Genomic DNA, 15,023 nt, shown 5'->3' with positions numbered 1-15,023 from the left:
TAAGATAAAATTAAATCTTTGTATATGAATTCACCATATAAATTAATTTAACTACAGGCAAGTCTCCCTTATTAAGTTCTCTTAAGATAGATTCACCGTTGCAACTTTCTATTAACTCAAGTATACTCCATTCATTCAAAGGCTTTAAAACATCTACTACACCTTTTTTATCACTTGGTATTATGTAGTTTATTATTTCTTTTTTCTCATTATTATCATCTATAATTTGGGATTTATATTCATTCATAAGTTTAAGCGCTTTTTCAAATGCCATATTTTTTTGCGAACTATTATACTTTCCCCAAATAAGTAATAACATAGCTCTTATTATTTTGTTCTTTTCATTTATATTTTCAATGATAGAAAAGTCTCTATCTTCTTTACATATCCTATATAAATATAGCACCTTTAGTCCAGGACTAAATTCATTCCAGTCTTTAACAATAGTATTGTAATCAAGTTTCCATAGCATTTCCAGTTTGTCATATATATCAATATTTTTAAACATTTCTTCTTTAATACAACTTTTTAATACATTTATATCACTTTCATTTTTCGCTAGTTTTACCTTCATTGCTTGTAATCTTCCATTTTTGAAGTTTACACCTTCTTCAAAGCTGACTGCTCTACCTTGAACAAGCTCCCTTACATTACAATGAATGTGATTCTTATTAAAGTACAAATCCTCTTTATCTTTTCTAACTATAAATCCAAAATCATTAAACTTTTTTATTTTAGGATTATATCCACCAAACCATTTTATAATACCAACTTCTCTAGGTTCTTCATATGTGATGATTTTTCTCATATAACCTATCATATATAATGAGCCGCATACCAAAATCATATCTTCATTTTCATAATAACTTACAGCTTTTTCATAAGCTTTTTTGTAGTCCTCTTCACTTTCACAATTACTATTATATTGCTTAATTATATCGCATAATTCTTCAGAAGTTTCAGCTCTATCATTTTTAGGCGAAACTGTTATAATTTTATATGCTTCAGGTGCTATTTCCCGAACCATATTATTAATTTCTTTATCTGCAAGTATTCCAAGTATTAATATAATTCTTTTAAACTTAAAATACGTATGTATGCTCTTTTTAAGTTTAACTATACCATCAATGTTGTGCGCACCGTCAATAACAACAAGAGGACTACTTTTAAGTATTTCAAGCCTTCCCTTCCACTTTACCTTCATCAGAGCATTTTCTATATTTGTGACTTTAATATTAATTCCAAAATCCATTAATTTTTCCGCCGCATATATTGCAACTGCAGAATTTAATAACTGATGTATTCCAAGTAAAGATAGATTAAGTTTATATTCATTCCTTAATGTCTTTACAGAAATTTTTTGAAAATATTCGCCATTAATTTGCACATTTCCTATGTATTTAGCGCATTCATTTGATACTTCTATAAGTTCTGCGCTTCTATTCTTTGCAACTTCCTTAATGACCTCATAAGCATCTTCAACCTGTGGATATAAAATAACCGGAGCCTTATCCTTAATAATACCAGATTTTTCGTAAGCTATTTTATCAATTGTGTCACCAAGTATCTTCATATGATCATAGCTTATAGATGTTATTACACTTAGTATTGGAGTTATAACATTTGTTGCATCAAATCTCCCACCAAGTCCAACTTCAATTACTGCATAATCAACTTTCTCCATATAAAAATAAAGAAAAGCTGCACAGGTTACAATTTCGAATTCTGTTGGATACTCTATTCCACTATCTTTAACCTTTTCTGCCGCTTCTTTAACCTTTTCAATAACTACACATAGTTTTTCCTTTGGTATGTTTTGTCTATTTATTTGAATTCTTTCTTCGAATTCTTCTATATAAGGCGATGTATACATTCCAACTTTATATCCTGCTTCTGTAAGTATTTCCGATATCATAGCTGTTGTAGATCCTTTACCATTAGTACCCGCTATATGTATACATTTTAGTTTTTTATGAGGATTATCTAGTATTTCCAAAAGTTTTTCTATTCTTGAAAGTCCCAAAATACTTCCAAATCTTAAAGTACCGTGTATATAGTTCATTGTGTCTTCATAATTCAAGAAAATCACCCACCAAAAATTATATAGTATAGATAGGCTAGCCTATCTATACTATATTGTAATAAATATACCTTAAAATATCAATGCATTTACAAGCTTTTTATTCTTTCTTCTACAGCATCTAACATCTTTTGGTACTTTTCTCCTTTAGCTTTTTCTTCTGCTACTACTGCTTCTGGTGCTTTAGCTACAAATCCTTTATTTGATAATTTCTTATTAACTCTTTCAATTTCACTTACTAATTTTTCTTTTTCCTTATTAAGTCTTTCAATTTCTTTTTCTCTATCAATAAGATCAAAAAGAGGTAAGAAAAGTTCGCCACCTTTTGTAACAGTTGATACTGCATTTTCTGGGACTTCTTCCTTTGAACTTATAAATACAACTTCAGAAGCTGAAGCCAATTTTTCAAAATAATTTTGTCCAGCTTCAAAGGCCGACTTGCTTTCCTTTGCTGAAAGTATTAACAATTTAGCTTTCTTAGAAGGTGGTACATTCATTTCCGCTCTTACATTTCTAAGTGACTTAATTGCCTCAATAATGTAATTCATTGATTCTTCAGCTACTTCATCATGAAGTTTTTCATCATATTCTGGCCATTTTGAAATGCTTATAGATTCACATTCTCCTTCAAGATGCTGATATATTTCCTCGGTAATATATGGCATAACAGGATGAAGAAGCTTTAAGCCTATAGTTAAAACATCATAAAGTACATTGAAGGCAACTCCTTTTGCCTTTTCGTCCTCACCATACATAACTGGTTTTACAAGTTCAATATACCAATCGCAGAATTCTGTCCACATAAAATCATAAACCTTTTGTGAAGCTATTCCAAGTTCAAATTTATCTATATTTTCAGTTACTTCCTTTGCAAGAGTATTTGCCCTTGAAATTATCCATTTATCTACTAAGCTGTATTCCTTACAGTCCTTATATTTTTCCATTATACCTTTGTCTAAGTTCATTAATACAAATCTAGAAGCATTCCAAATCTTATTTGCAAAGTTTCTCGCTGCTTCAACTTTTTCAGTCTTATATCTTATGTCATTTCCTGCAGAGTTTCCAACTATAAGAGTAAATCTAAGTGCATCTGCACCAAATTCATCTATAACATCTAATGGATCAACACCATTTCCAAGAGATTTTGACATCTTTCTTCCTTCTGCATCTCTAACTAATCCATGTATATATACATGTTCAAATGGTGTTTCTTTCATATTGTGAATTCCTGAAAATACCATTCTCGCTACCCAGAAGAAAATAATATCATACCCTGTAACAAGTGTATTCGTTGGGTAAAAATACTCTAAATCCTCAGTTTTATCAGGCCATCCAAGCGTTGAGAAAGGCCATAAAGCTGAACTAAACCAAGTATCAAGAACATCCTTATCCTGTTCTAGATTTTTGCTTTTACATTTACTGCATTCTACAGGTGGTTCAACTGATACTGTTATTTCACCGCAATCTTTGCAATACCATACTGGAATTCTATGTCCCCACCAAAGCTGCCTTGATATACACCAATCTTGGATATTCTCCATCCAATTGTAATAAATTTTATCAAATCTTTCTGGCACAAATTTAGTCTTTTTACTTCTTACAGCTTCTATTGCTGGCTCTGCAAGTGATTTCATTTTTACATACCACTGCTTAGAAATCATAGGCTCAACTACACTTCCGCATCTATCATGTGTACCTACATTATGAACATGCTCTTTTACTTTTACAAGCAAGCCTTGCTCTTTAAGATCTTCTACTATTAATTTTCTAGCCTCATATCTATCAAGTCCTGAATATTTTCCATAACCATCTGCTATAGTTCCGTCATTATTTAAAATTACTATTTCAGGTAAGTTATGTCTCTTTCCAACCTGGTAATCATTTGGATCATGTGCTGGTGTTATTTTAACTGCACCAGTACCAAATTCCATATCAACATATTCATCTGCAACTATTGGTATTTTTCTACCTACAAGAGGAAGTATAAGCATTTTTCCAACTAGATGAGAATATCTTTCATCCTTAGGATTAACTGCAACTGCTGTATCACCAAGGAGTGTTTCTGGTCTTGTTGTTGCAATTTCAAGTGCTTCACTGCTTCCTTCAACAGGATAATTTATATGCCAAAAATGACCATTTTGCTCTTCATACTCTATTTCTGCATCAGATAAAGCTGTTTGACATTTTGGACACCAGTTAGTAATTCTATTTCCTTGATATATAAGACCTTCATTATATAGCTTTACAAATACAGTTCTTACTGCTTTATTTAATTTTTCATCCATAGTAAAGCTTTCTCTTGTAAAATCTGCAGAAACTCCCATTTTCTTAAGCTGAGTTCTTATTCTATCTCTATATTTATCAGACCATTCCCAAACTTTTTCAAGGAAAGCTTCTCTTCCCATTTCCTTCTTTTTTAAGCCATCTTTTAAAAGTTCTTTTTCAACCTTTACTTCTGTAGCTATACTTGCATGATCTTCTCCAGGAAGCCATAAAGTACAATAGCCCTGCATCCTTTTTGTTCTAATTAAAAAATCCTGAAGTGCATTATCAAGTGCATGACCTAAATGCAACTGTCCAGTTATATTTGGAGGAGGCATTATTATTGTATATGGCTTTTTGCTCTTATCTATCTCAGGAGTAAAAAACTTTCCATTCTCCCAAAAGTCATATATCCTATTTTCAAATTCTTTTGGATTATAAGTTTTTGCTATATTTTTTGAATCATCCATTGTTTAACTCTTCCCTTCGTACTTAATTTTATTGCATTAAATGAAATTGCAGAGAGTATCGAACTCTCTGCAATTTAGATGCATTTCTGACAAAATCACTTAAAAAAGCACAGTAATCCATAAAAGGACGACTGTGCGCGATTCCACCTTTGTTCCTGTAACTTAAAAGTAAACAAGCTCTCAATAAATAACGGTCAGAAAACCGCTTCCACCTACTCATACATAATAAAACCAAATTGCAAATAATATTGATTTGAAAATCTATTTTTTTCACATATAGCAAAGTTTTATACAAGTTCAGCAGAAGTGCTCCAAAGCTACCTTCAAAGTATTTCACACGGAAAACCTTTCAGCCTGTAAATTTTCCTCTCTAGTTGTTTCCTACTTTTACTCCTCTTCATCAAAGCATACATATAATCTTGTATTTTATATTATAACCAATTTTTTGATTATGTCAATAGAAAAAAGAGTAACACTTATGCCCTTTTCTATATATTCTAATATTAAGGCAAACCTTAATTATAAAGGCAGAGTACGGAGTACAGAGTACAAAGTACAGTGAAGGTTGATTTTTCTCCGCTATCGCTGCAAAAAATCTTAAACTTAATTCTTGCGCATGGTATAAAACATAGTGTTCAGCACAGCTGATACTATTAAGTTCTAAGATTTACCTGAGAGAAACGAAAGGTAAATCCACCTTCACTGTACTCTGTACTCTGTCATCTGTACTCTGATATAGTATTACCTCAGAGTAAAAAGAAGGTGTAGAAATTGAAAGAAAAAGGTGAACACAATAATACTATAATAAAGCTTGATAACTGTATTTTTTTAGGCAAAGGTCACAGCGGCAGTGTATATTTAATGCCAGACGGCAGAGCTCTAAAAATATTTAAAGATCCAGATACCTGCAAAGAAGAGTATAGAACTCTTGAGAGGCTTAAAAATGGTCCATATTTCCCACAGCCTTTGGAATTTCACAATCACTATATGATAAGAGAATATATTAGTGGAAAAAATATAAAAACTTATATAAAAGAAAATGGTTTTTCTTACGAATTGGCTTTAAAAATTATAAATTTTTTAGATTATATTATAAAAAGTGGCTTTAAAAAAATTGATGTTAGATTTGCACATATTTTCCTTGAAAACAATGGATCTTTTAGAGTTATTGATCCTAGAAATTCTTACACAAGAAAAAAGTCATATCCAAACCATCTCATCGGAGACTTAAAAGATGAAAAATTGTTGCATGACTTTTTTAAGGTTCTGGAAGATGAAAGACCTGATTTATATAAAAAGTGGAAGTAGGGAAAGTAATAGTATTAAAGAAACATTAAATAAAATCCATAAATCTAAGTGGCTAATTCTGAAAAGCCTAAGAACTTTCAATAACTCGCTATCGCTCAGACAATTGAAAGTTCTAAGTCTTTTCAGAATTATCCACTAAGATTTATTGGATTTTATTTAAATTGTTTCTTCAACACTATTACTCTCCCTATATGTACTAAAGGTAAAATTTCCTCCGTGCCTACGGAAATTTGGTTTGGGGCTAATGTTTTCAATTCACAATGTATGAGAAAATTGTGTATCATTTTTCATTCAAAATATATTGTAGATTTTTCTTTCTTTTCTGATTTAGAAGCCATTTAAAAAGTTCTGGTTCCTCATACGCTGTGGTGCAGACTTCATGTCCTGCACCTTTATACACTTTAAATATTATATTGGGATTAGATGTTTTTAAACGGTCAACTATTCTTTTAGACTCCTCAAATTGCACTACAGTATCACTATCTCCATGTGCGACCCAGATTGGAGTATCTTTTAATTTAAGGGCTTTTTCAGGGGATATTGCACCTCCACTTATTGGAACTATCGCCGCAAACCTTTCAGTATTCAATATAGCAAAATTCCACGCACCATAGCCTCCCAGGCTATAACCTGTCAAATATACTCTTTCACTATCTATATTATAATTAGCCTCTACTTCATCCAGTAACTCTTTTAATACATTTGTATTCTAATTATAAATCATTTGCAAATTGCATATAGCTTTTATGACTATTAGTACAAAGTATATAACCATTTGCTATATGTCCACCATATAATTTTTGTAATTCATTAGATACATTACTCTTCCTAAAACAGGAATATATGTTAATATGCTTTGCCAAAGTAAACCATGGTTTTGGCCTTTTTACCGCAGCACACACATTTGCTATCAATATTTTCTTGATCAAATGGAATACATCTAGAAGTTAATCCTGTAACTTCCTTAATCTTATCTTCACATTCTCTTTCACCACACCACATAGCTTTAGTGAAGCCTGATTTATTTTCAGCATTATCTTTAAGTTCATCAATTGTTCTAGCAACGAAAGTTCTTTCTTCCATATTTTTTAACGCTTTTTCATATAAACTATTATGGATTTCATCAAGTACAGCTAAAATCCTATCCTTTAAATTATCTAAATTAACCATTTCTTTTTCTCTAGTATCTCTTCTAACTAGAACTACTTGGTTATTTTCTATATCCTTTGGTCCAATTTCAATTCTAACAGGAATTCCCTTCATTTCATATTCATTAAACTTCCAACCTGGCATTTTATCAGAATCATCTAATTTAATTCTCACAATACAATCAAGCATATTTTTTATTTCATTAGCTTTTGAAAGTACTCCTTCCTTATGTTGTGCAATTGGAACAATAACTGCTTGAATTGGTGCTACCTTTGGTGGTAATACTAAACCGCTATCATCTCCATGGACCATTATAATGGCTCCAATTAATCTAGTCGTAACCCCCCATGATGTCTGATAAACATATTGTAATTGTGAGTTTTTATCTAGATATTTTATATTAAATGCTTTAGCAAACCCATCTCCAAAATTATGAGATGTTCCACTTTGAAGTGCCTTTCCATCGTGCATTAGGCTTTCAATTGTATAAGTTGCTTTTGCTCCTGCAAACTTCTCTTTTTCAGTCTTTTGCCCTTTTATAACTGGAATTGCTAAATATTTTTCTAGCATATCCGCATATACATTTAACATATCTATAGTTTCTTTCTCTGCTTCCTCTGCTGTTGCATGAGCCGTATGTCCCTCTTGCCATAAAAATTCAGAAGTTCTCAAAAATGGTCTAGTTGTTTTTTCCCATCTAACTACTGAACACCATTGATTATATTTTTTAGGTAAATCATTATAACTTTGAATGATCTTAGAATAATGTTCACAAAATAATGTTTCTGAAGTTGGTCTTACTACTAACCTTTCAGCAAGATCTTCTCCACCTGCCCTAGTAACATAGGCAACCTCTGGTGAAAAACCCTCTACATGATCTTTTTCTCTTTGTAATAATGATTCTGGTATAAACATTGGCATATATACATTTTCATGTCCAGTTTGCTTAATTTTATTATCCAGGTATCTTTGAATATTTTCCCATATTGCATATCCATAAGGCCTAATAATCATACATCCCTTAACACTTGAATAATCAATAAGTTCTGCCTTCTTTACAATATCCGTATACCACTGTGCAAAATCTTCATCTATAGCTGTTATAGCCTCAACAAATTTTTTATTATTATTTTTTCCCATACTTTTCTTCCTTTCTTCACTATTAATTAAATATAATAAGATTTCAGTGGACATCCAGCCCCCTGAAACTTCGCTGCACTTCTATCGAAGTCACGTAAAAAAACACCAAGAAAAATCCACAAGGGACCTTTCTTGGCGTTACCACCCTAATTATTATAAAATACATTCCATAATTCTATAATCTCTCTTTATCTATAACAGGAATACCTGCTGCAGCCTACTACTATTTCGGTGCAGAACTCCAAGGCTGGTTCAGTATAAATTTCTAGGAATTTTCATCAACCATTCCCTTTCTAAAAGAAATATATACATACTACTCCTTTTCACAGTAAATAATCTTTTTGTTAATATTACAACAACTATTCTTGCCTGTCAAGCATTAGGCATATTAAAATCAAAAGCTATTTGTGTGAGTCTACCACATTCAACAAATCCAACATTTTTATATGCCTTATTTGATGCCGGATTAGCTAAATCTGTATAAAGAACAGGCAATCTATTCTCATCAAGTATAATTCTGCAAATTTCTGCAACAATTACTGCTCCAAATCCCTTTCCTCTCATATCGGGTCTTGTATATACTGCATTTATCCTAGCATTGCGCTTTGAGCGGTGTGCAATATTTGCCATTGAGATTATTCCATCATCATTACACCAAACATATAAGTTTCCATTTTCAATGTAGCATTTTGCATTTTGGATTTGCTCATCTGGTGTAGTTGTTTTGCCAAAACAGTCGTAAATAAATCCTGATAAAAATTGTGAAATAATCTTAACATCCTCCAATGCAGCTTTCCTAAGAAATCCACTTAATGGCTTTGGTTCTATAACTTTTTGACATTGAAATGACTCCATTTGCAATACAACGGAATATTTTATGTTTTTAACTCTAGAATAATGTTCTGCTAATTCAATTGCAATATCAGGTTTTGCTATAAAAACTAGCCTATCTGCATCCTTATAAAGTTCAGCAAAATCATTTTTTAACTCTTCCTTATCATACTTTGTAATTTGATTATCTGTCCATACCCATGCTGGAAATTGAAGAGCAGATTGTGCAATTATCATGCTTTTATTTTTATTTGTAAATAAATATGGCACTTCACTTTCTCTTATTAACTGGATTAAATTAAACTGTACTTCATCATTAACAAATGGTTTTGAATCAAGAGTATTATCTTGTCCACAAAATTTAATTAACAAATTAAACACCCCGCAAATATAGATAAGCAATTTGAAAAGTTAAAATTGCTTTTACCAAGTTCATCCTGTTAAATTACAATTTGAAAAGCAGAGTACAGTGAAGGATGATTTACCTTCCGCTTTGCTTAGGTAAATCTTAAACTTAATGTTGTCAGCTTCGCTGAGCACCATATATGGCGCGATTGCGCAGCAATAAAAAAATAAGTTTTTAGATTTTTCTACGCTCGCGTAGAAAAATCATCCTTCACTGTACTCTGTACTCTGTACTCTGTATTTATTTATCTTTCCGCTATTTTAGCCGATGCAACTTCATCCTTTGAAATTTGAATATTCTTATCTTCATCGCCTTCAATATTCTTAAATGCTGTAGATAACATTAACTTGATTCTATTAAGCTGGTTTACTTCACTGGCACCAGGGTCAAAATCAATTGGTGATATGTTTGCCTTTGGATATCTTCTTTTTAACTCTCTAATCATACCTTTTCCTGTAACATGATTTGGAAGACATGCAAAAGGCTGCATGCATACAACATTTTCAGTACCACTTTCTATAAGTTCTACCATTTCAGCTGTTAAGAACCATCCTTCACCCGTTTGATTTCCAAGTGAAACAATGTCTGACACACCTTTAGCCAATTCTTGAATAGATTTAGGTGCTTCAAATCTATTACTTTCATCTAACGCCTTTTTCATAGGCTTTCTAAACCATTCTATAGCTTTTATTAAAACGTCACCCACAAATTTAGCTTTTCTAGGTGTTCCTAAGTATTTATTTTTAAAGGTCTCATTATATGCACAATAAAGTACAAAATCCATAAGATCTGGAGCAACCGCTTCTGCACCTTCATTTTCTAAGGTTTCAATTATATTGTTATTTGCAGTCGGATGGAACTTAACAAGTATCTCACCCACAATACCAACCTTAGGCTTAACCTCATTAGTTAGTTCTAACTTATCAAATTCTCTAACTATATTGTATACATTATTTTTAAAGCTTTTTACTTTTGTATTTCTACTGTCTTCTTTACATACTTGCACCCATTTTTCATAAAGTTCATTAGCAGATCCTTTTACTTTTTCATAAGGTCTAACTTTATAAAGCACTCGCATAAATAAATCTCCATAAAGTATTGCCTTTATAGCTTTAATTCCTGTTGCCATAGTATAATTAATTCCAGGGTTTTTTTCTATTTTTTGAGCACTTATAGCAATTACAGGCACATTTGAAAAACCTGCATCTTCAATAGCTTTTCTGATAAAACCAATATAATTTGTTGCTCTACATCCTCCACCTGTTTGAGATATAAGGAGTGATGTATTATTAAGATCATATTTCCCTGATTTTAATGCCTCTATCATCTGCCCAACTACGATTATAGATGGATAACATGCATCATTATTTACATATTTTAAGCCTTCATCAACACATTTTCTATCAACAGAAGGTAAAACGACTAAATTATATCCTTCACTTTTAAGTGCTTGTTCAAGAAATTGAAAATGTATTGGTGACATTTGAGGACAAAGCACAGTATGATTTTTCTTCATCTCTTTTGTAAATACTATTCTCTTAGATTTACCTACTATTCTTTTAGGCTTTACATTATTTTTATCTCTTTCTTGCATAGCAGCCTTAAGTGAACGTATTCTAATTCTTACTGCGCCTAAATTATTTCCCTCATCAATTTTTATAAGCGTGTATATCTTGCCAAACCTATCAAGAATTTCTTCAACTTGATCGGTTGTTACAGCATCTAAGCCACAACCAAAGGAATTCAGTTGAATAAGCTCAAGATTATCTTCTTTTGCTATAAAGCTTGCCGCTGCATAAAGTCTAGAATGATACACCCACTGATCTACTACCCTAAGAGGTCTTTCAACTTCCCCTAAGTGTGCCACTGAATCTTCTGTAAGCACTGCCATTCCATAGCTAGTTATAAGTTCTGGAATACCATGATTTATTTCTGGATCTATGTGATAAGGTCTTCCAGAAAGAACTATTCCTTTTCTCCCTGTTTCCTTTAAATAACTTAAAACTTCTTCACCTTTTTTTCTAATATCCGCTCTAGCGCTTTCTTGTTCATCCCAAGCTTTATCTACAGCATTATTTATTTCATTTTTTGACACTCCAAATTCAATAAGTTCCTCTAAAAGTCTTGTTTTTAGCTTCTCCTTATTATCTAAAGCAACAAATGGATTTTTAAAAATTATATTCTCATTTCTTAACTCATCAATATTATTTTTTAACACCTCTGAATAAGAAGTAACAATAGGACAATTGTAATGATTATTCGCTCCCGCTTGTTCCTTCTTTTCATATGGAACGCAAGGGTAAAATATAAACTTTATTCCATTTTTAAGCAAACTCATTATATGTCCATGACTTAATTTAGCAGGATAACAAACAGATTCTGAAGGTATTGTCTCCATTCCTAATTCATAAACCTTTTTAGCAGATCTTGGGGAAAGTTGTACCCTAAATCCAAGCTCCGTAAAGAAAGTATGCCAAAATGGATAGTTTTCATAAATATTTAAAACTCTTGGTATTCCAACTACACCTCTTTTAGGCTCTTTTAAAGGCGTATATCCAAATATCCTCTTATATTTATAATCGTAAAGGTTTGGTATGTCATTCTTTTTTATGTCATTTCCAGCTCCACGTTCACATCTATTTCCTGTTATAAACTTTCTTCCATCAGAAAATTCATTAACTGTAAGTAAGCAATTATTTGCACATTTTCCGCATCTTCTCATGTCTACTTTTGTATTAAATTTTTCAAGCTCTTCTTCCTTTAAAAGAGTTGTAGCCTCTCCTTCAGTATACCTTGCTTTAGCTATTATTGCTGCACCAAAAGCACCCATAAGCCCTGCAATATCAGGTCTTACTGCTTCTCTTTCTGAAACAAATTCAAAACTTCTAAGAACAGCATCATTATAGAAAGTTCCACCTTGAACAATTACTTTTTTGCCTAACTCTTCTGGGTTTCTAACTTTAATAACCTTAAACAAAGCATTTTTTATTATAGAATAAGACAATCCTGCAGATATATCTCCAACTTTTGCGCCTTCCTTTTGCGCCTGCTTAACTCTTGAATTCATAAATACTGTACATCTTGAACCTAAATCAACTGGATTCTTAGAGTCAATTGCAGATTTGGCAAATTCCTCAACAGTCATATTTAAAGACTTTGCAAAAGTTTCTAAGAATGATCCACAACCTGATGAACACGCCTCATTTAAAGTAACAGCACTTATAACTCCATCTTTTATCCTCATGCATTTCATATCTTGTCCACCAATATCAAGTATGAAATCTACACCTGGGAGAAAAAATTCCGCTGCTTTAGAATGTGCAACAGTTTCAACCTCACCAATATCTATGCGCAATGCCGCTTTTATTAATCCTTCTCCATACCCAGTAGCTGCACTTTTAACTATGTGTGCACCTTTAGGCATCTTTCCATATAAATCTTTTAGTATCTTTATTGTACAATTAAGAGGACTTCCTTCATTACTCCCATAATAAGAATATAAAAGTTCCCCTGCTTCCGATATAAGTGCGGCTTTTGTAGTTGTTGAACCAGCATCTATACCAAGAAAACAATTTCCCTCATAATCTTCAAGGCTTCCCCTCTTAACTTTATTATTATCATGTCGCTTTTTGAACTCATCATAGTCTGCTTTATCCTTAAATAGTGGTTTTAATCTATCAACTTCATGTGTTTCTGCAGTACTTAACTTTAAAAGTCTCTTTTTTATTTCCTTGAAGCTGACTACTTGTTCATTTTTAGAAGATAAAGCTGCTCCAATAGCAACAAAAAGCTGTGAATTTTTAGGAAAAACTATTTCTTCTCCTTTTAAATTCAAGGTTTCAATAAATCTCTGCCTTAGCTCAGATAAGAAATATAAAGGGCCTCCTAAAAAAGCAACATTCCCTTTTATAGGCATTCCACAGGCAAGTCCACTTATGGTTTGATTGACTACAGCTTGAAATATGGATGCTGCTATATCTTCTCTTGCAGCTCCTTCATTTAAAAGTGGTTGTACATCAGTTTTTGCAAAAACTCCACATCTTGCAGCTATTGGATATATGCATTTGTGTGACTTTGCGAGCTCATTTAAACCTAAAGCATCCGTTTTAAGTAGTGTTGCCATTTGATCTATAAATGCCCCAGTACCACCTGCACAAGTTCCATTCATTCTCTGCTCAACATTTCCATTAAAATATGTTATTTTGGCATCTTCACCGCCAAGTTCAATTGCAACATCAGTCTCAGGAATAATCCTTTGTACAGTTTCAGTACATGCTATAACTTCTTGTATAAATGTTACATTTAGCCAGCTTGAAACAGACAATCCTCCTGAACCAGTAACCATAACTGTTACATCTTCATCTTTAAACTTATCGTAAGCTTCTGTTATGAGCTGTACAATTGTAGACTTTATATCAGAAAAATGCCTTTGATATTTACTATATAAAATATTTTCTTCATTATCTAATAATACAATTTTGACAGTAGTTGAGCCTACATCTAATCCCAAATTTAATATTTTCTTCATAGTTACCTTCCTATCAAATATTTTTATAAGGTTATCAGCTTAAATTTAAGTATGATACCCTTTTATAAATTCCGCAACAGAAATATTACACCAAATATGCAATATATAGTATATTGATTTCATGCTTACTACTTTATATTGTATATATTAATATTTCGATTCTATAAACATACTAATTATAACATATAATTTTATAAAATAACAAGATAATAATTAAAATCAACAAATAGAGATTCTTTATAAATACTACCTATTTAAATTATATTTTCTTGTTTTTTATTTTTTGTATATTATTACATATATTGGTTATAAATTAAATATACATTTATTTTATATGTAAGGAGGAATTAGATGTTGTATTTTGACAAGGCAACAGAATATTACAATAAAAAAGATTATAAAAAAGCTCTTGAACTTTATGGAAAATCTATTGAAATGAAAGAAAACGAAGCAACAGCAATGTATAATGCAGGCGTTTGCTTTATAAAATTAAAAAATTATACTAATGCAATTTCTTTAATTAAAGCAGCTATTGAAAGAAAACAAGATAGTAAATACTATTTTAATTTAGGCTATTGCTATGCTATGCTCTCTCATAATAAAAAAGCTTTGATGTATTTTAATACAGCTTGGGCACTTGACAATGACGACAAAGAATGTGAAAAAGCTATAAAAATACTTACTGATAAATTAAAGGTAGAAAAATAAAAGAAATTATATAATATAGAGTACAAAGTACAGCGAAGCTGAACAACATTTTAGTTTAAGATTTACCTGACGTAAGTTTATTAATACACAAAGTTTTATTCCACTACTATTGATAGTACTTCTACTAAGTTAAAGAACCTA

The 15,023-nt window shown here is 31.5% G+C and carries 7 protein-coding genes, 1 pseudogene and 1 other annotated feature; of the genes and pseudogenes, 2 read left to right on the top strand and 6 right to left on the bottom strand.

Annotation, left to right across the window (positions count from 1 at the left end):
- Positions 1-10: 10 nt before the first annotated feature.
- Entirely contained in the window at positions 11-2,080 is a 2,070-nt protein-coding gene (locus tag CUEA01_RS25100) for a glutamate ligase domain-containing protein (RefSeq protein ID WP_329603965.1), read from the bottom strand.
- A gap of 89 nt (positions 2,081-2,169) precedes the next feature.
- Complete coding sequence (locus tag CUEA01_RS04600; RefSeq protein ID WP_234118979.1) at positions 2,170-4,812, bottom strand: valine--tRNA ligase; 2,643 nt, start codon at positions 4,810-4,812, stop codon at positions 2,170-2,172.
- Positions 4,813-5,583: 771 nt separating this feature from the next.
- Here CUEA01_RS04600 and CUEA01_RS04595 point away from each other — a divergent pair.
- Entirely contained in the window at positions 5,584-6,120 is a 537-nt protein-coding gene (locus CUEA01_RS04595; protein WP_234118971.1) for an RIO2 family protein, read from the top strand.
- Positions 6,121-6,400: 280 nt separating this feature from the next.
- Here CUEA01_RS04595 and CUEA01_RS04590 read toward each other — a convergent pair.
- From CUEA01_RS04590 to CUEA01_RS04575, 4 genes and pseudogenes are all read right to left on the bottom strand, one after another.
- Positions 6,401-6,811 (bottom strand): annotated as a pseudogene (locus tag CUEA01_RS04590) (carboxylesterase family protein); the annotation flags it as partial.
- 155 nt (positions 6,812-6,966) lie between these two features.
- A complete protein-coding gene (gene proS / locus CUEA01_RS04585) occupies positions 6,967-8,409 on the bottom strand; it encodes a proline--tRNA ligase (protein ID WP_234118970.1) in 1,443 nt (480 codons plus the stop codon).
- Positions 8,410-8,527: 118 nt separating this feature from the next.
- Positions 8,528-8,745: a binding site (T-box leader), on the bottom strand.
- A 36-nt stretch (positions 8,746-8,781) separates the two neighbouring features.
- Positions 8,782-9,612, bottom strand: coding sequence for a GNAT family N-acetyltransferase (locus CUEA01_RS04580; RefSeq protein WP_234118961.1), 831 nt, complete (start codon positions 9,610-9,612; stop codon positions 8,782-8,784).
- Positions 9,613-9,890: 278 nt separating this feature from the next.
- Positions 9,891-14,174, bottom strand: a complete 4,284-nt coding sequence (locus CUEA01_RS04575) for a 2-hydroxyacyl-CoA dehydratase (RefSeq protein WP_234118959.1) — start codon at positions 14,172-14,174, stop codon at positions 9,891-9,893.
- A 351-nt stretch (positions 14,175-14,525) separates the two neighbouring features.
- On the opposite strand from CUEA01_RS04575, the gene CUEA01_RS04570 reads away from it, so the two are divergent.
- The gene (locus CUEA01_RS04570; protein WP_234118957.1) at positions 14,526-14,882 is read left to right on the top strand and encodes a tetratricopeptide repeat protein; all 357 of its coding nucleotides are present in this window, start codon (positions 14,526-14,528) and stop codon (positions 14,880-14,882) included.
- Positions 14,883-15,023: the final 141 nt, after the last annotated feature.

The organism is Clostridium hydrogenum (assembly GCF_021432385.1).
Lineage (GTDB): Bacteria > Bacillota > Clostridia > Clostridiales > Clostridiaceae > Clostridium_S > Clostridium_S hydrogenum.
Note: the sequence above shows the minus strand (reverse complement) of the source record. Positions and strands in the feature narration are given on the sequence as shown.